Genomic DNA, 16,744 nt, shown 5'->3' with positions numbered 1-16,744 from the left:
CCGGTGGACCGCGTGATTCAGCGCGGTGGTGTCTCGCGCACCGGCCGCTTGGCCAGCTTGCGCTGCAGGGTGCGCCGGTGCAGGCCGAGCCGGCGCGCGGCCTCGGAGATGTTGCCGTCGCATTCCGTCAGCACGCGCTGGATGTGCTCCCATTCCAGGCGCTTCAGCGGCGGTGGCGCATCCGGTAGCGGTTCGCTGGTGGCGACCGCCGACGATGACGTACCGAGCAGGGCCTGAACGACCTGGTCGGCATCGACCGGCTTGGCCAGGTAGTCGTGGGCGCCGCGCTTGATCGCCTCGACCGCCGTGGCGATCGAGGCATAGCCGGTCAACAGCAGGATGCGTACGCCGGGCCGTGCCGCGATCAGGCGCGGAATCAGGGCCAGTCCGCTTTCCGCGCCGAGCTTGAGGTCGAGCACGATGAAGCGCGGCTGGAAATCGGCGCAACGCACGAGGGCTTCCTGGCTGCCGTGGGCGCCGGCCACTTCGAAACCGCGCGCGGCCAGGGCGCGCGAGAGGACGCGGACAAACACGGCATCGTCGTCGACGAGCAGGACACGGCCTGCGGTTTCATTGCTCATGCGGGGGATTGTCCAGTGTTGCCAGTGGCAGACGCAAACGCTGCCGGGTGCCGCCGGATTCGACGGCCTCGGCGCTCAGGGTACCGCCGAAGCGCTCGGCCGTCGCGTTGGCCAGGGCCAGGCCCAGGCCCAGGCCATCGCGTTTTGTCGTTTCGAAGCGCAGTCCTGCGGTCGGTTGCAGCGCGACAGCCATGCCCTTGCCATGGTCGCGGACGACCAGCTCGAGGGTGCCGCCGGCGCCGCCGACGCGCATCTCGACCCGCGTATCGGCGTTCGCCAGCGAGGCATCGGCGGCATTGTTGAGCAGGTTGATGATGGCGTGGTGCAGGGCCGGAACAACCGCAATGCGACGTTCGCCGAGGGCCGGGTCGATCACGTACTCGATTTCGATTTCCGGTCGCAGCAGGCTGAATGCATCGCGCGTCGAATCGGCGAGGTCGGCGACGCTGATCCATTCGGCCACGCCGGCCAGCTGGTTGCTGCCAACCTTGACCAGTTCGCGCAGGATGTCGCGGCAGCGGTCGGCCTGGCCGATCAGCAGATCGAAATCCTCACTCAACGCTGAGTCTTGCGCGTGTTCGCGACCGAGCTCACCGAGCAGGGTGCGCATCGTAGACAGCGGCGTATTGAGTTCATGCGCGGTGCTCGCCGCCTGGGTGGCGATGGCGAGTATGCCTTCATCGCGCAGGGCGCGCTCGCGCTCGAGCTCGGCCTCGGCCTGCTGGGCGCGCAAGGCGCGCGCCAGGCGGGCGATGAAATAGCCGAGCATGCCGGCGGTGATCGCGAAGCTGATCGCCATGCCGGTCAGATGCAGGTTGAATCCACTCAACGTGTCGACCGCCCCAGTCTCGGGCAGCGGCACGTAGAACCGCATCAGCAGCAGGTAAGTGCTCACGGCCAGCGCCGCCACCAGCGAGACCGAACGCAGCGGCAGGGCCGTCGCGGCCAGCGTGATCGGCATCACCAGCAGCGAGATGAACGGATTGGTCGCGCCGCCGGTCAGGTACAGCAGATAACCGAGGACGACGGTATCGATGGTGATGTGGATCATCGATTCGGTGGCGCTGACCCGGGTCTGCCGACGCAGGCGCCAGAATGCAACCAGGCTGAATGCCGCAAGCACGCCGATGCCCGCGAAAAGCGGCCCGACCGGGATGGCGATGCCGAGCCAGACGGCTACGAAGGCCACGGTCAGGGCCTGGCCGCCGATCGCGCACAGGCGCAGCCAGGCCAGCGTGCTGAGCAACTGTCGCGAGCCGTGCGGCCAGGTCTGTCCCGTGGCCACGGTGCGTTTGCGCGCGCCCACCATCAATGCGCACCGCCAGGGAATCCGCGAGCGTGCCGGGTCGATGCAGGGCGCGGCACGCGGTTCACTGCACTGGCCGCCAGCGCCGGATCGCCGCGACCATGAGCAGGGACCAGGCGGAGGCGACCAGCGCCGAACTGGCTACGTCGGAGAGGAAATGCCGGCTCATGTCGATACGCGCGAGGGCGACGAAGATCGGAACCAGGATCAGGCCGACGCGTTGCCAGGTGCGCGGCGCGCTGGCCGCCAGCGGCAGGAAAAGCCCGAAGTAGAACGACGCGTGCCCGGACGGAAATGAACCGCCCGCGGAAAACCAGATCGCACTCCAGTCGCCCGATTCGAACAGCTGTTGCGGACGCAAGCGCCCGAAGACGTTCTTGCCGAGCATCATCGTGCCGATGGTCGCGGCCTGGACGATGCCGGCGCAAAGTATGGCGATGGCGAGGGCGCGAGGCAGCCGCGAACGTTGCGCGAGGGCCAGTCCGGCCAGGCCGAGGGCCACGCATACGACCGATGCCAGCCAGTAGGAGATGTGGATCCCGACGACGCCGTCGAGCGTAGCGAGTCCGACCACGAACGGCGCCGCATTCTCGTGGCCGCTGGCGTGTATCCAGTGCGCCAGCGGGATGTCCACGGCCAGCAGTCCGATGGCGACCAGGGTTGCGGAAATCATTGCGGTCGCCAGCAGGAATCGTTGATTCATGGGTTCTCCGGAGACAAACGGCATTCGCGCGGGGCCCGGCGCGCGCGTTCACGCAGGTTCGCATGCGCTTTATGGCATCATAGCGCGCTGATTTTCCAGCCCGCCGGGTCTTTCATGCTGACTGTTGGATGCCTCCAGCGCAACGTTTTCGCCGAATTTGCGCGAGTCACCGACATTCGGGATTGTCCGGCCCGATTCACGATCCGGCGGCAGGCCGATGGACCGGCCGGCGCGGCATCGGCCACGGCATGAAGCGCAATGCCCAGCACTGAACCGCGAGGTCCACGCCAGATCCTGCGTGCCCTGGTCTGGTCGGCCAAGGGCCTGCGCGCGGCCTGGTCCCATGAAGCCTCGTTCCGGCTCGAGGGCTACCTGCTGGTCTTGCTGTTTCCGCTCGGCCTGTGGCTCGGCGACGGTGCGGTGGAGAAGGCCGTTCTGTGTGGCAGCCTGATCCTCGTGCTGTCCGCGGAGTTGCTCAACTCGGCCATCGAGGCCGTGGTCGACAAGGTCAGTCCGGAATTCCACGAACTGGCCGGGCGCGCCAAGGACATGGGGTCGGCAGCCGTGTTCCTGTTGATGCTCAACGTGATGCTGTGCTGGGGCCTGGTCCTCTGGCAGCATTTCCACTGAACGACGGCGCTTGCTGAATGCTGGAATTTGTTGCTGATCCCCATTTCTGGGCCGCCCTGTTCACGCTCGCCGCGCTCGAGATCGTGCTCGGCGTCGACAATCTCGTCTTCGTCTCGATCGCGGTCAGTCGCCTGGCACCGGAGCAGCGGCCGCTGGCGCGCAAGGTCGGATTGAGCCTGGCCTGCCTGACCCGGATCGCCCTGCTGCTGTTCCTGTCCTTTCTCGCCGGTCTCGATGACCAGCGCCTGGGTCTGTTCGAGCTGGCCGAGCAGACCATCTCGCTGCGCGACCTGATCCTGATCGGCGGCGGCCTGTTCCTGCTGGTCAAGGCGGTCATGGAGATCCATCAGGAACTGGAAGGCTCGCGCGAGGACATCGAGGAGGGGCGCGTGTTTGCGTCCTTCACCTTCGTGATCGTCCAGATCGCCATCATCGATATCGTCTTCTCGCTCGATTCCGTGATCACGGCGATCGGCATGGTCAACGAGGTATTCGTCATGGTCTGCGCGATCATCCTCGCCGTGGCCGTGATGATCTTCGCCTCGAACCCGGTCGGCGACTTCATCGATCGGCATCCGACCTTGCGCATGCTCGCCCTGGCTTTCCTGATCCTGGTCGGCGTGGTTCTCATCGCCGACGGATTCGAGCTGCATATCCCGCGCGGCTACGTCTATTTCGCCATGGGTTTCTCGATTGCGGTCGAGAGCCTGAACCTGTGGGCGCGAAAGCGCGCCAGGCGAAGCTGATCGCCGCGGTGATGGTGGCTGCGCGCCGCGGCCGGACCGGCGCTGCTCGATCCGACCGTGGTTCTTGTCGCGACCGCGTAGAATGGCCGGCCCGCAACGAATCCCCGGAATCCTGATCGTGTCCGACGAGATCCAGCTTCCTGCCCTGTACCTCAAGCGGGGTGAAGACACGCGCCTGCGCGCCGGTCATCTATGGGTATTCTCGAACGAGGTCGACGTGCAGCGTTCGCCGCTGGGCGGGTTCGAGCCGGGCCAGGCCTGCGTCATCGCCGACAGCCGCGACAAGCCGATCGGCGTCGGCTACGTCAATCCGAACTCTCTGATCTGCGCGCGCCTGGTCAGCCGCGGCATCGAGCATGCGCTTGATCGATCGCTGCTCGTGCACAGGCTCAAGGTCGCCCTGGCCCTGCGCGAGCGCCTTTACGAAGAGCCCTGGTATCGCCTCGTGTTCGGCGAATCCGATGGTCTGCCGGGACTGACCATCGACCGCTTCGGCGATGTACTCGTGGCCCAGACCACGACGGCCGGCATGGAACGGCTCAAGGACGCGATCACCGAAGCCGCGCTCAAGGTGCTCAAGCCGCGCCAGCTCTGGTGGAAGAACGACGCCTCGATCCGCAGCATGGAAAACCTGCCGGCATACGCCGATCTCGGCTACGGCGAAGCGGTCGCCGCGCCGCTGATCGTGCGCGAGGCCGGGCTCGAGTTCGAATGCGATCCGGTCGGCGGACAGAAGACCGGATGGTTCTACGACCAGCGCGGCAATCGCGATCATCTGCGTGCGCTGGTGAAGGGCAAGCGCGTGCTCGACATGTTCAGCTACCTTGGTGGCTGGGGTATCCGCGCGGCCGCTTTCGGTGCCAGCGAGGTGGTCTGTGTCGACGCCTCGCAGTCCGCGGTCGACGCGATCGGACGCAATGCGCAGCGCAACGGTTTCGGCGATCGGGTCAGCGCCGTACGCGCCGACGCATTCGACTATCTGAAGGCCCTGCGCGAGCAGCGCGAGCGTTTCGATGTCGTGATCCTCGATCCGCCGGCCTTCGTCAAGCGCAAGAAGGACCTGGCCGAGGGCCGCATCGCCTATCGGCGTCTCAACGAGCTCGGCATGCAGGTACTCGAGCGCGACGGCATCCTGATCACCTGTTCGTGCTCGTACCACATGCCGCGCGCCAGCCTGCTCGACGGCGTGCAGCAGGCCGCACGCCACCTCGATCGCCAGGCCCAGTTGCTCGTGGACCTGCAGCAGGGGCCCGATCATCCGGTGCATCCGGCGATCGCCGAAACCGATTACCTGAAGGGCTTCGTCCTGCGTGTCCTGCCGGCCTGAGTCGCTGGCATAATGCAAGGCGCCGATCGAGCGAATTCCACCCACGCCTGACATCGCGGAACCCAATGCATTATTTCGTAGATTTCGATCCGATCGCTTTTTCCGTGGGTCCGCTCGCCGTGCACTGGTACGGCATCATGTACCTGATTGCGTTTGGTGCCTTCTGGATGCTCGGCGAACGGCGCCGGCGCCAGGGCCGCCTGCCGGTCGGGCCGACCGCATTTTCCGATCTCGCCTTCTACGGCATGATCGGGGTGATCGCCGGCGGGCGTCTCGGCTACATGCTGTTCTACGGCACCGCCGACCTCATCGCCAACCCGCTGTCGCTGTTCCGTATCTGGGAAGGCGGCATGTCCTTTCATGGCGGTCTGATCGGCGTCTTCGTGGCGATGTGGCTGTGGTCGCGAAAGAACGGACTGCACTTCTTCGATGTCATGGATTTCGTCGCGCCGCTGGTGCCGATCGGCCTCGGCGTCGGCCGCTTCGGCAACTTCATCGGCGGCGAGTTGTGGGGCCGCCACACCGATGTCGCCTGGGGCATGATCTTTCCGCGCGCGATCAACACGGCCGGACACACGATCGAACAGCTCAAGGCGATGGCGGTCGCCGGCCAGCTCGAGAACGAAGTGCGTCATCCCTCCCAGCTCTACCAGATGTTCCTCGAGGGTTTCGTGCTGTTTGGCGTGCTCTATGTCGTGTCCATGAAGCCGCGCCCGCGCTATCTGGTCTCGGGGCTTTTCGCGGTGCTCTATGGGATGTTCCGTTTCCTCGTCGAGTTCGTGCGCGAACCGGACGCGCAACTCGGCTATCTGGCCTGGGGCTGGCTGACCATGGGCCAGCTGCTGTCGTTGCCGCTGATCGTGCTCGGCCTGGTCTGGATCGCGATGTCGCGGCGCTCGCCGACACTTCAGCCGCGCGTGGTCGAGGATCCTGCCAGGCAGGAGGGTCGCTGATGCGCCAGTACCTTGAACTGCTCCGCCATGTCCTGGAAAAGGGTACGCCGAAATCCGACCGCACCGGAACCGGCACGCATTCCGTGTTCGGCTGGCAGATGCGGTTCGATCTCGGCCAGGGGTTTCCCCTCGTCACGACCAAGAAGCTGCATCTGCGCTCGATCATCCACGAGTTGATCTGGTTCCTGCGCGGCGACACCAACATCGCCTACCTGAAGCAGAACGGCGTCGGCATCTGGGACGAGTGGGCCGATGCCGATGGCGATCTCGGCCCGGTCTACGGCAAGCAGTGGCGTTCGTGGCAGTGCCCGGACGGTCGCACGATCGACCAGATTGCCTGGCTGGTCGAGGAGATCCGGCGCAACCCCGACTCGCGTCGGCTCGTGGTCAGTGCCTGGAACGTCGCCGATCTCGACAAGATGGCCTTGCAGCCATGCCACACGATGTTCCAGTTCCATGTCGCCGACGGAAAACTGTCGTGCCAGCTCTACCAGCGTTCGGGTGACATCTTCCTCGGCGTGCCGTTCAACATCGCCAGCTATGCCCTGCTGACCCACATGCTGGCCCAGGTCTGCGGCCTCGCCGTCGGCGATTTCGTGCATACACTCGGCGATGCCCACCTCTACCTCAATCACTTCGAGCAGGCCCGCGAGCAACTGACGCGCACGCCACGCGCCCTGCCGACCCTGCGCCTCAATCCCGAGGTCAGCTCGATCTTCGACTTCCGTTACGAGGACATCGCCATCGAGGGATATCTCGCTGACAAGCCGATCAAGGCGCCGGTGGCGGTGTGATCGCGCTGGTCGCGGCGCTGGACCGGAATTTCGCGATCGGCCTCGACGGCACCATGCCGTGGCACCTGCCGGACGATCTGCGCCGATTCAAGCGCCTGACCCTGGGCCAGGTTGTCCTGATGGGGCGCAAGACCGCGCTCTCGCTCGGGCGCGCGCTGCCCGAGCGGACCAATCTGGTGTTGAGCAGATCCGCGTCCGCACCGTTTCCGGGACAGATCGCCGTGCGCTCGGTCGAGGCCGCGCTTGCCCTGGCCGGCGAGCGCGATCTCATGGTCATCGGTGGCGGCGAGGTTTACGCTCAGACCCTCGCCCGCGCCGCACGCATGCATCTGACCTGGGTCGATACCGAGGCAGGATCCGCGGATACCTTCTTCCCGCGCTTCGATGCGAGCGAGTGGAATGTGGAGCGTGACGAGGCGCATGGCGCCGATGCGAAGCACGCCTGTGCGTTTCGTTTCGTCGACTATCGGCGCATCACGAAGACGTTGTAGCAAGCGGCTTCAGCCGTGATGCTCTTCGTTGATTTGCAGAAAGGGCATCGAACCTGAAGGTTCTTCCTATGGGGGAGCTTGCGATGTGTGGCGCGGGCTTTGGTGCAGCCTGAGGCGTTGCCGCTTCGTTGTTGGCTTTGGTGGCGTCTGAGGCGTTGCCGCTTCGTTGTTGCTTCGAGGTCGGCCAGGGCAGTCGCCTGGCGATTCGACTAATCGAAGGACTTTCCGGGTGGTGTCGGCCGGTCCGACTTGAGCACGACGAACTGCGGTTCCTCGGCGTCGATGCGCATCGCGGTCAGGGCGCCACCCCAGACGCAACCGGTATCGATGGCGAAGACGCCAAGGCCGCAGAAGCGCCCGAGCGTGGACCAGTGTCCGCAGACGATGCGCAGGTCGCGTCGTGATTGCCCGGGCACCTCGAACCACGGATAGACGCCGGGACGCTGCGTCCCCGGCATGCCCTTCTCGGAAAACGCGATGCGCCCGCGCACGTCGCAGTAGCGCATGCGGGTCAGCACGTTGATGCCGGCGCGCAGGCGTTCGGTACCGCGCAGGCGCGGCGTCCAGGTGTCCGGCTTGTTGCCGAACATCTGCTTGAGCAGGCGTGCATGATCGTCGGCGCGCAGGCGTGCCTCGATCTCGCGGGCGACGCTCTCGGCGCGGGCGACATCCCAGCTTGGCGCCAGCCCGGCATGCACCATCATCATGTTGAGGCCGCGGTCGCTGTGCAGCAGCGGACGACGGCGCAGCCAGTCGAGCAACTCGGCACGGTCGGGGGCGAAAAGGATCTCGCGCAGCTCCGCGTTGACCTTGGCCTGGTCCTGTTCGCTGCGCGCGCCGACCGCGAGCAGCGAGAGATCGTGGTTGCCGAGGGTGACCACGGTGCGCTCGCCGAGCGACTTGACCAGGCGCAATACCTCAAGCGATTGCCCGCCGCGGTTGACCAGGTCGCCGCAGAACCACAGCGTGTCGCGCGCCGGATCGTAGCCCAGCTTGTCGATCAGCCGGGACAGTTCGTCGTAGCAACCCTGGATGTCGCCGATGGCCCAGACCGCCATGTCAGGAGTCTGCGCTCGTGTCGGCGGCGCGCTTCGACGGGAGACAGGCCATCAATGCAGGGTCCGCGGAATCGAGAGGACGAATGACGGGATGTCGGCGTCGAAGCGCGTTCCGTCTTCGGCGAGCATGCGGTAGCTGCCCTGCATGGTGCCGACGGCGGTTTCGAGGACGGCGCCGGAGGTGTATTCGTAACCTTCGCCGGGTTGCATCAGCGGCTGCTCGCCGACCACGCCTTCGCCGCGGACTTCGCGCACGTCGCCGTTGCCGTCGGTGATGATCCAGTGGCGGCTGAGCAGGCGTGCGCTGAGGCTGCCGCGATTGCGGATCGTGATCGTGTAGGCGAACACGTAGTGGTTTTCCTGCGGTTTCGACTGCTCGTCGATGAACTGGGTGGCAACCGACACCGCGATGTCATGGGGCTTCTTGGTGGTCATGGTTCGATTGTCGGGGAGTGCGACGTACTCGGCAAGTTGCAGTTGAGCGAATTTCGCGGTGCACCGCCCGGCCGACCTGAAGCGATGCCGCTGCGCCGGTTCAACCCCGGCTTGCCAGCAGCCTGGCGAGACGCACGAAGGCCTCCGGGGCCAGTTGCTCGGCGCGGCTGCGCGGGTCGATACCGGCGGCGAGCAGGTCGTCGTTGCCGGCCAGGCCGTCGAGCGAATTCGACAAGGTCTTGCGGCGCTGGCCGAATGCTGCGCGGACGAGACGTGCGATCGCGGCCTGGTCGGCGATCGGCCTTTCCTCGCGCGGCCGCGGCAGCAGCCGGACCACGGCGGAATCGACTTTCGGCGGCGGTCGGAACGATCCGGGCGGCACCGGCAACAGCGGCTCGACCCGGCAGGCCAGCTGCAGCATGACGCTGAGGCGACCGTAGGTCTTGCTGCCGGGTGCCGCGGCCATGCGGTCGACGACTTCCTTCTGCAACATGAAATGCATGTCCTCGATCGCATCGAGATGGTCGATGCAATGGAACAGGATCGGCGAGGAGATGTTGTAGGGCAGGTTGCCGACCACGCGCAGCCGCTCCGCTCCGGCCAGGGCCGTGAAGTCGACGGTCAGCACGTCGGCCTGGATGATCTCGAGTTCGCCGATGCCGGCGCTGCGGGCGGCGATGCGCGGAACCAGGTCGCGATCGAGTTCGATCACGGTCAGCCTGCCGGCCTTGCGCAGCAGCGGCAAGGTGATCGCCCCGTCGCCAGGGCCGATCTCGACGATGCGCTGGCCGGGCTTCGGGTCGACCGCCTGGACGATGCGCGCGATGATGCCGGCATCATGCAGGAAATGCTGGCCGAAGCGCTTGCGCGTGACGTGCGGGGTGTCGCTGGAGGAGGGGCTGGTCGGTCTCAAGGGTTCGTCTGAAGTGGTGGCTGGGCAGGGCGAGCCGGGATCGGCGCAGCCGGTGCACAGCATGCCCCATCCGGCGCCGCTGCGCAGCGTCCTCGCGGGCCGGAGTATCATGCGCAACCCGATGATGCGCCGCGTCGCCGGATACCGCTGCAGGCGCCCGGGCCCGCGCCTGGCGGAATCCGATCGACGCGGTTGCGCGTACTGCTTCCGCGCACCACGATCCGAGTCGTTCGATGACCCCTTCCTCGCTGTTGCGCCTGCTCCTGCTCGGCATGATCTGGGGCGCCTCGTTCCTGTTCCAGCGCATCACCGTGCCGGCGGTCGGCGCGCCGTTCACCGCGGCGATACGACTGGCCCTGTCGGCGCTGATGCTGGTGGTCCTGCTGCGCCTGCTCGGACGTTCGCTGGACCTGCGCCGGCAGTGGCGCGCCTCGCTATGGCTCGGCACGATCAGCGCGGCGCTGCCGTTCCTCTGCTTCGCCTACGCAGCGCGTAGCCTGCCGGCCGGCTACATGGCCGTGATCAACGCCACCGTGCCGCTGCTGACCGTGGTCATGGCGGCCATCCTGATGCGGGTCAGGCCCTCGTGGTCCAAGCGCATCGGCGTCGTGGTCGGGCTCATCGGCGTGGCCGTGCTGGCCCGTTATGGCAGCCTCGGCATGAACGCGCAGGCGCTGATCGCGATTGGCCTGTGTTTCGTCGCTTCGGCCCTGTACGCCTACAGTTCGCTGTTCATCCGCCGTCGCCATGCCGACACCAATCCGCTGGTCCTGGCCGGTTCGAGCCAGCTCGGCGCCAGCGTGGCGATCCTGCCGCTCGGCCTGTACAACCTGCCGACGGCGTGGCCGGCGCCCGGGGTGATCGTCTCGCTGCTCGTGCTCGGCCTGGTCTGCACCGGGCTGGCCTACGTGCTCTATTTCCGCCTGCTCAGCGATATCGGCAGCGAAAAGGCGGTGACCAATACCTTTCTCGTCCCGGTCTTCGCGCAGGTCTGGGGCGCCCTGTTCCTGCACGAGCATCTGACCGTGGCCGGCGCCGTCGGTTTCGGCCTCGTCCTGCTGGCGGTCGCCCTGGTCCTCGAGATCCATCCCTGGCGCAAACGCGCGACGATCCCGCTGCGCTGAATCAGCGCGGCCGCGCGGCCAATTCGATGGCCAGTTGCAGCGCGGCGCGCAGGCTCCCGGCATCGGCGCGCCCGCTGCCGGCGAGATCGAGCGCGGTGCCGTGGTCGACCGACGTGCGAATGTAGGGCAGGCCGAGAGTGACATTGACGGCATGGCCGAAGCCGGCGTGCTTGAGCACCGGCAGGCCCTGATCGTGGTACATCGCCAGCACCGCATCGAAGCCGGTCAGCTGGCTCGGCACGAAGGCGGTATCGGCGGGCAGCGGGCCGACCAGGTCGAGGCCTTCCTTGCGCAAGACCTCGAGGACCGGTTCGATCGTCTCGATTTCCTCGCGGCCGAGATGGCCGCCTTCGCCGGCATGCGGATTGAGTCCGAGCACGGCGATGCGCGGCGCGGCCAGGCCGAAGCGCCTGCGCAGATCGGTGTTCAGGATGCGCAGGGTCGTGGATAGCCCATCCCGGGTGATCGCCGCCGGCACGGCCGCCAGCGGCAGATGGGTGGTTGCCAGGGCCACGCGCAAATCCCTCGCGACCAGCATCATGACCACCCTGCAGCCGGCGCGATCGGCGAAGAACTCGGTATGGCCGCTGAAAGGCACGCCGGCATCGTTGATCACGCCCTTGTGCACCGGCGCCGTGACGATGGCATCGAACGTGCCGCTGGCCGCGCCATCGGCGGCTTGCGCGAGTGTTTCGAGGACGTAGCGGGCATTGCGCGGATCGAGCGAGCCGGGATGACTCGGTTCGGCCAGGGCGATGTCGATGATGCCGAGCCTGCCCGGTGGCGGGCGTGCGTCGAGGCGGAATTCCTCGAGTTCGAGGGTTACCCCGATGGCCTCGGCGCGCTCGGCCATGAGCCGTGCATCGGCGATGACGGCGAGATCGGCGCCGAGGTCCTCACCGGCCAGGCGCGCAATCAGTTCCGGGCCGATACCCGCCGGTTCGCCGGCGGTCAGGGCAATGCGTGGACGCGTCGGATCAGCCGGCGTTACCGGAGGCACCATCGGCTCCCGGCAGGCGGATCTCGATGTAGGCCTCCGCACGCAGCTGGCGCAGGAAACTGGCGTATTCCTCCTCGGCCTTGCGCGCGCCGATGGTCTGGCGCGCCTTGTTGCGTTCGGCTTCCGCGGTCTTGTCTTCGGTGCGCGTTTCGAGCAGTTGCATCACGTGCCAACCGGCATCGGTCTGGAACGGCGCACTGATCTCGCCGTCCTTGAGGCTGGCGACGACTTCGGCCACCTTGGTGCCATAGCCAGCCTTCGGAAACCAGCCGAGGTCGCCGCCGAGATTGGCGCTGTTGGTATCGTTCGAATATTCCTTGGCCAGCTTGGCGAAATCCTCGCCGGCCAGCAGGCGCTCGCGCAGTTCGCGCACGGTTTTTTCGGCCTGGGCCGGGGAGACGATTTCACTGCTCCGGATCAGGATGTGGCGGGCGTGGTATTCGGTGACCAGTTCGCTGCTGGCTTCGCGCTTCTCGATCAGCTTGATGATGTGGAAGCCGTTCGGTCCGCGAACCGGGGCTGCGGTCTCGCCGGGCTGCAGTCGGTCGGCGATTTCGGCGAACGCGGTCGGCAGCTCATCGTAACCGCGCCAGCCGAGGTCGCCGCCATCGAGCGCGTTCTGCGCATCCGAATAGCGGATCGCCGCGGCGGAAAAGTCCATGCCTTCCCTGATCTGCCGGCTGACGTCGTCGGCCTTGGCCTGGGCCGCCGCGATCTGCTCGGGAGTCGCCCCGTCCGGCAGGGTGATCTGGATGTGGCCCAGATGCAGTTCGCCGCGCCGCGCGCCGCCATTCTTGAGCAGCAGCTCGATCTCGGTGTCGCTGACCTGGACCCGGCTCTGGATCACGCGCTGGCGCAGCTGGCGGACCAGCGATTCCTCGTAGACATTGGTCCGGAACTGGTCCCAGGTCATGCCCTGGCGCTCGATCGCCTGGCGCAACTGACCGACATCGAGACGGTTCTGCTGGGCGATCTGGGCCACGGTCTGGTCGACCTCGGCGTCCGAGATCTTGATGCCGGTGCTGTCCGCTCGCGCGACCTGCAGCTTGGTCATGATCAGGCGATCGAGCACCTGGCGTTCGAGTTCGTCGCGCGGCGGCAACTGCTGCGGATTGTTTGCGTACTGGGCGGTGATCGCGTTGACCTGTCGATCGAGTTCGCTGCGCAGGATCACGTCCTCGTCGAGCACCGCAACGACGCTGTCCAGCGGTTCGGTCGGCATCAGTTGCGCCGTGGCCGCCGGTGCGAACAGGACGAAGAGCAGGATCAGAAGGGTGGGCAGCTTGTTCATGCGCATGCAGGTTCCGCGGATGCCGGTTTGACCGGACTGGATTGTAGGGGGACGTGCGCGCACCGGCGTTAAGAAAAAGTCCGCTGGCGACCGCGCTCCGGGTCGTGGACGCGGCGCCGGCAGGCGCCGCTATTGATAGCCCAGAATAGCACGGCGCAGGAAATCGCCGGCCTTCTGGCCGATCGAGCCGACGCCCTTGAACTCGACTTCGAAATACAGCGCGTCGGTCGTATCGCGCTCGACATTGTGCACGTAGTGCCGGGCCAGCACGCGCCAGGCCACGCAGCAACTGTCGTGCTCGATGCCGGCGAAGGCCTCGAGGGTCTTGCGGTCGCGCATCGAGTAGTTCCAGCGCCCGACCAGGCGCCAGGCCTCGTTGAGCGGGATCAGCACCGAGGCGTCGGCCTGTTCGAGCAGGTCGCGCCGGAACCGGTAGGAAAGATTGAACACGCCATCCTGGCCGAAGCGGTTCTGCACGCCGAAGGCGGACAGGTCGGTGCGGTCGGTGTTCGGATTCCACTGGTTGGATACGGTGAAGCGCCAGCGATCGTTGAGACGCAGGTCGAGTTCGCCGACATAGGTCGAGCCGGAATAGTCGGTGACCGCCCGGCCCGGAAGCTGGACACGCTGGTCGTCGAAATAGCGGATCTGGCCGATGCTCGCGGAAACGCGCTCGCTGCCGGTGCTGTCCTCGATCAGGCGCGAGGTCAGGGCGACGGTCAGGTTGTTCGCATCCATCTGGCGGTCGGCGCCGACGAAGCGGTTGCTGCGGAACAGCTGGCCGAAGCTGAAAGGCACTTCCTGGGTATCGAAGACCGGCAGGTTGTCCTGGTCGCGGTAGGGCACGCGCAGGTAATAGATGCGCGGTTCCAGGGTCTGCGTGTAGCCATTGCCGGCCAGCGTCAGTTCGCGGTCGAAGCGCAGGCCGGCATCGAGGCTGGCGATCGGCACGCCGCGATGCGGGGACTTGTCGCTGTCGCGATCGATCTGGTAGCTCGTGTAGCGGAAGCCGACTTCCGGGCGCACGAACCAGGCCGCGGCCTCGAGCGGGTAAGCAAGATACGGGTACAGGTCCAGGCGTCGGCCATCGACCGCATCGTTCTTGGAAAACGAGACATATTCGGAGCGCAGGCCGGCGTCGAGATCGCCGACCAGGCCGTGCTCGGCGTCGAAGGTGGCGCGCGGCAGGCGCCGGTAGGGCTCGACCGAGTTCGGCAGGGTCGGATCGGTGATCTGGTATTCATCGCCACCGAAGCTCGCCTTCCAGCCGTTGCCCTGGCCGAGGAAATAGGCGCTGGAGGGCAGCAGTGTGGTCGCGGCGATGTTCAGGCTGCGCCCGAAATCCTCGAAATAGCGATCGTCGGAGACGTGGTTGATCTGCACCGAGGCGGCCCAGTTCGCGTTGAAGCGGGTTGCGTCGTCCCAATGGAACAGGCTGCGCCGGCGATCCGCGTCGCGGTCGTGCGGCAGCCACTCGGCTTCGACCGTACCGCGACTGGTATCGGTCAGGTAGCGGAACTGGCCGCCGAACATGAGGCCGCGCTGGGTCATCAGGCGCGGGGTCAGCGTGGCGTCGTAGTTCGGCGCCAGGTTGAGGTAGTACGGGGTGGCCAGTTCGAAACCGCGATCGTTGCTGTAGCCGATCTCGGGATACAGGAAACCGGACTTGCGCCGGTCATCGAGCGGGAAGCTCGCATACGGCACCCAGAACACCGGCACGTCGCCGATGCGGAAGGTCATGTCACGGGCCCGGCCAACGCCGTTGGCCTGGTCGAGCTCGATGGCATCGGCACGGAACTCCCAGCCCGGAGCGTCGAGCGGACAGGTCGTGAACGAGGTGTCGGTGAGCTGCGCGTGGTCCTTGTCGGTCATCACGGCGGTGCCGGCGCGGCCATTGCCACGCGACGAAAGCAGCTGGTAGCGAACCTCGTTGAGGGTGGCCTGGTTCGGTGTCGTACTGCCGTGCGCGTCGCTCGCCGACAGCAGCATGTCGCGATCCTGGTAGCGCACGTTGCCGAGCGCGCTCCATTGCGTCGAAGTGCGCGCGTAGGTGAAGCGGTCGGCGCGGATCAGCTGGTCGAGCTGCTGGATGCTGGCATCGCCCTCGAGGACGAAGTTCTCGCCATCGGTGGAACGGCTCTGGCGGCCCTTGACCTCGGTATCGGCGAGATCGCGCTGGCCGTCCTTCGGCAGGTCGGCCACATAGAAATCGAGCAGGTCGTTCTTCCGGCACAGCGACCAGTCCTGGGCCGGTTTTGGGCAGACCAGGGTGCCGATCGGGCAGGCCGGTGCCTCGGCATCAGCCCAGGCCGACGCCGAAAAGCCGAGCAGGATGGCGGCCACCAGGGCGCGGCGGCAGGGAACGCGGGGTCGGAAGGGCAGCACGGTCGTTGGTTTCGCCAGAGGCAGGGACGCGCTAGCTTGCCCAATCGCCGTCGACTCGGCAAACCCCGGAGCGCCGTTCATGCCGCCGACAAGGCGCGCAGGTGGGCGATCGTCGATTCGCGCAGGGCATTGAGGCTGTAACCGCCCTCCAGGCTCGACACGAGCCGGCCCGAAGCGTGGCGCTCGGCCAGCGCGATCAACTGGTCGGTGACCCAGCCATAGTCCTCGCTGTCGAGGCTCAGATTGGCCAGCGGATCGAGTCGATGCGCATCGAAGCCCGCCGAAACCAGTACCAGTTGCGGCGCGAATGCGTCGAGCGCGGGCAGCAGGATCGTTTCAAAGGCCTCGCGGAATTCGGCCGAGCCGGCGCCGGCCGGCAAGGGCGTGTTGACCAGGTTGCCGACGCCACGTTCGCCACGTGCCCCGGTGCCCGGATACAGGGGCGACTGGTGGCTCGACGCATAGAGGACCCGGGCGTCGGCCTGGAAGATGTCGGCCGTGCCGTTGCCATGGTGGACATCGAAGTCCACGATCGCGACGCGTTCCAGCCCATGCACGGCGATGGCCTGGGCCGCGCCGATGGCGACGTTGTTGAACAGGCAGAAGCCCATCGCCGCGTCACGCGTGGCGTGATGGCCAGGCGGGCGCACGGCGCAGAAGGCGCGGCGCGAGGACGTCATCATGACCGCGTCGACCGCGGCACATACCGCCCCGGCCGCGCGCAGCGCTGCTTCGACCGAGTCCGCGCAGATCACCGTGTCGGCATCGAGGTGATGATGGCCGGTTTCCGGCGATGCCGAAAGGACATGGCCGACATGCGCGGCGCTGTGCACGCGCTGGAGCTGTTCGTGGCTGGCGCGCGGTGCCTCGTGCCGCTGCACGTGCGGACAGGCCGGATCCTCCAGCGCCTGCAGCACGGCGCGCAGTCGCGTCTGCGATTCCGGATGGCCGGGACCGGTGTCGTGGCGCAGGCAGGCTTCGTGCGTGTAGACGTCGACCTTCATCGG

General features: G+C 66.6%; 17 protein-coding genes. 7 read left to right on the top strand and 10 right to left on the bottom strand.

Going from position 1 to position 16,744, the window contains the following annotated elements:
- Positions 1-17 precede the first annotated feature (17 nt).
- From BM125_RS06475 to BM125_RS06465, 3 genes are all read right to left on the bottom strand, one after another.
- Positions 18-581 (bottom strand): response regulator transcription factor, encoded by a 564-nt coding sequence (locus tag BM125_RS06475; RefSeq protein ID WP_092406132.1) that lies wholly within the window; start codon positions 579-581, stop codon positions 18-20.
- Complete coding sequence (locus tag BM125_RS06470; RefSeq protein ID WP_245778823.1) at positions 571-1,887, bottom strand: ATP-binding protein; 1,317 nt, start codon at positions 1,885-1,887, stop codon at positions 571-573. The genes BM125_RS06475 and BM125_RS06470 overlap by 11 nt, the downstream gene beginning before the upstream one ends.
- Positions 1,888-1,951: 64 nt before the next feature.
- The gene (locus BM125_RS06465) at positions 1,952-2,590 is read right to left on the bottom strand and encodes a phosphatase PAP2 family protein (RefSeq protein ID WP_175497939.1); all 639 of its coding nucleotides are present in this window, start codon (positions 2,588-2,590) and stop codon (positions 1,952-1,954) included.
- A 258-nt stretch (positions 2,591-2,848) separates the two neighbouring features.
- On the opposite strand from BM125_RS06465, the gene BM125_RS06460 reads away from it, so the two are divergent.
- The 6 genes from BM125_RS06460 to BM125_RS06435 all read left to right on the top strand — a co-directional run bounded on the left by BM125_RS06460 (position 2,849) and on the right by BM125_RS06435 (position 7,531).
- Entirely contained in the window at positions 2,849-3,220 is a 372-nt protein-coding gene (locus BM125_RS06460; RefSeq protein ID WP_092406126.1) for a diacylglycerol kinase, read from the top strand.
- Positions 3,221-3,237: 17 nt separating this feature from the next.
- Positions 3,238-3,966, top strand: a complete 729-nt coding sequence (locus BM125_RS06455) for a TerC family protein (RefSeq protein WP_092406124.1) — start codon at positions 3,238-3,240, stop codon at positions 3,964-3,966.
- A 118-nt stretch (positions 3,967-4,084) separates the two neighbouring features.
- The gene (locus tag BM125_RS06450; protein WP_217647818.1) at positions 4,085-5,293 is read left to right on the top strand and encodes a class I SAM-dependent rRNA methyltransferase; all 1,209 of its coding nucleotides are present in this window, start codon (positions 4,085-4,087) and stop codon (positions 5,291-5,293) included.
- A gap of 65 nt (positions 5,294-5,358) precedes the next feature.
- Entirely contained in the window at positions 5,359-6,246 is an 888-nt protein-coding gene (gene lgt, locus BM125_RS06445; protein ID WP_092406122.1) for a prolipoprotein diacylglyceryl transferase, read from the top strand.
- Positions 6,246-7,040 (top strand): thymidylate synthase, encoded by a 795-nt coding sequence (locus BM125_RS06440; RefSeq protein ID WP_092406120.1) that lies wholly within the window; start codon positions 6,246-6,248, stop codon positions 7,038-7,040. The genes lgt and BM125_RS06440 overlap by 1 nt, the downstream gene beginning before the upstream one ends.
- Positions 7,037-7,531 carry a dihydrofolate reductase gene (locus tag BM125_RS06435; protein WP_092406118.1) on the top strand — a complete coding sequence of 165 codons (495 nt, stop codon included), beginning with the start codon at positions 7,037-7,039 and terminating at the stop codon, positions 7,529-7,531. Before BM125_RS06440 ends, BM125_RS06435 begins: the two co-directional genes overlap by 4 nt.
- 209 nt (positions 7,532-7,740) lie before the next feature.
- Here BM125_RS06435 and BM125_RS06430 read toward each other — a convergent pair whose 3' ends face one another.
- From BM125_RS06430 to rsmA, 3 genes are all read right to left on the bottom strand, one after another.
- On the bottom strand, positions 7,741-8,589 hold the full coding sequence (locus tag BM125_RS06430; RefSeq protein ID WP_092406116.1) for a symmetrical bis(5'-nucleosyl)-tetraphosphatase: 849 nt from the start codon (positions 8,587-8,589) through the stop codon (positions 7,741-7,743).
- 51 nt (positions 8,590-8,640) lie between these two features.
- Complete coding sequence (gene apaG, locus BM125_RS06425; RefSeq protein ID WP_092406114.1) at positions 8,641-9,024, bottom strand: Co2+/Mg2+ efflux protein ApaG; 384 nt, start codon at positions 9,022-9,024, stop codon at positions 8,641-8,643.
- A 100-nt stretch (positions 9,025-9,124) separates the two neighbouring features.
- Complete coding sequence (gene rsmA, locus BM125_RS06420; RefSeq protein WP_245778822.1) at positions 9,125-9,937, bottom strand: 16S rRNA (adenine(1518)-N(6)/adenine(1519)-N(6))-dimethyltransferase RsmA; 813 nt, start codon at positions 9,935-9,937, stop codon at positions 9,125-9,127.
- Between the two features lie 233 nt (positions 9,938-10,170).
- Between rsmA and BM125_RS06415 the strand changes: the two genes are divergently transcribed.
- A complete protein-coding gene (locus BM125_RS06415) occupies positions 10,171-11,061 on the top strand; it encodes a DMT family transporter (RefSeq protein ID WP_092406110.1) in 891 nt (296 codons plus the stop codon).
- A 1-nt stretch (position 11,062) separates the two neighbouring features.
- Here BM125_RS06415 and pdxA read toward each other — a convergent pair whose 3' ends face one another.
- From pdxA to BM125_RS06395, 4 genes are all read right to left on the bottom strand, one after another.
- Entirely contained in the window at positions 11,063-12,061 is a 999-nt protein-coding gene (gene pdxA / locus BM125_RS06410) for a 4-hydroxythreonine-4-phosphate dehydrogenase PdxA (RefSeq protein WP_245778821.1), read from the bottom strand.
- Positions 12,039-13,352 carry a peptidylprolyl isomerase gene (locus BM125_RS06405; protein WP_175497938.1) on the bottom strand — a complete coding sequence of 438 codons (1,314 nt, stop codon included), beginning with the start codon at positions 13,350-13,352 and terminating at the stop codon, positions 12,039-12,041. The genes pdxA and BM125_RS06405 overlap by 23 nt, the downstream gene beginning before the upstream one ends.
- A gap of 129 nt (positions 13,353-13,481) precedes the next feature.
- Positions 13,482-15,737 carry an LPS-assembly protein LptD gene (locus tag BM125_RS06400; RefSeq protein WP_245778820.1) on the bottom strand — a complete coding sequence of 752 codons (2,256 nt, stop codon included), beginning with the start codon at positions 15,735-15,737 and terminating at the stop codon, positions 13,482-13,484.
- A gap of 77 nt (positions 15,738-15,814) precedes the next feature.
- The gene (locus BM125_RS06395; RefSeq protein ID WP_092406104.1) at positions 15,815-16,741 is read right to left on the bottom strand and encodes a histone deacetylase family protein; all 927 of its coding nucleotides are present in this window, start codon (positions 16,739-16,741) and stop codon (positions 15,815-15,817) included.
- Positions 16,742-16,744 lie beyond the last annotated feature (3 nt).

The sequence above is a fragment of the Dokdonella immobilis genome, assembly GCF_900115085.1.
Taxonomy (GTDB): Bacteria; Pseudomonadota; Gammaproteobacteria; order Xanthomonadales; family Rhodanobacteraceae; genus Dokdonella; species Dokdonella immobilis.
This window is presented reverse-complemented; position numbering and strand designations above follow the sequence as displayed.